The sequence below is a fragment of the Streptomyces sp. FH025 genome (assembly GCF_017427025.1).
In the GTDB taxonomy this organism is placed as follows: domain Bacteria; phylum Actinomycetota; class Actinomycetes; order Streptomycetales; family Streptomycetaceae; genus Kitasatospora.
Map to the genome: position 1 here is coordinate 1 of NZ_JAFLNG010001248.1, position 788 is coordinate 788.

Here is a 788-nt window from a genome sequence, read left to right on the forward strand (position 1 = left end):
GAGTTGCATGCCCAAGACCCGAAGCGGAGTGATCTAGCCATGGGCAGGTTGAAGCGCGGGTAAGACCGTGTGGAGGACCGAACCCACCAGGGTTGAAAACCTGGGGGATGACCTGTGGTTAGGGGTGAAAGGCCAATCAAACTCCGTGATAGCTGGTTCTCCCCGAAATGCATTTAGGTGCAGCGTCACGTGTTTCTTGCCGGAGGTAGAGCACTGGATAGGCGATGGGCCTTACCGGGTTACTGACCTTAGCCAAACTCCGAATGCCGGTAAGTGAGAGCGTGGCAGTGAGACTGTGGGGGATAAGCTCCATGGTCGAGAGGGAAACAGCCCAGAACACCGACTAAGGTCCCTAAGCGTGTGCTAAGTGGGAAAGGATGTGGAGTCGCAGAGACAACCAGGAGGTTGGCTTAGAAGCAGCCACCCTTGAAAGAGTGCGTAATAGCTCACTGGTCAAGTGATTCCGCGCCGACAATGTAGCGGGGCTCAAGCACATCACCGAAGTCGTGTCATTGCAGCAATACTCCTAACGGGGGCTGTGATGGGTAGGGGAGCGTCGTGTGCCGGGTGAAGCGGCGGTGGAAACCAGTCGTGGACGGTATACGAGTGAGAATGCAGGCATGAGTAGCGATACAAGAGTGGGAAACTCTTGCGCCGATTGACCAAGGGTTCCTGGGTCAAGCTGATCTGCCCAGGGTAAGTCGGGACCTAAGGCGAGGCCGACAGGCGTAGTCGATGGACAACGGGTTGATATTCCCGTACCCGCTTTGAAGCGCCAACGCTGAACC

At 56.5% G+C, this 788-nt stretch carries 1 rRNA gene; it reads left to right on the plus strand.

Features of this window, described 5'->3' with window-relative positions:
• Nucleotides 1–788 (plus strand): 23S ribosomal RNA (locus J0670_RS38715); the annotation flags it as partial.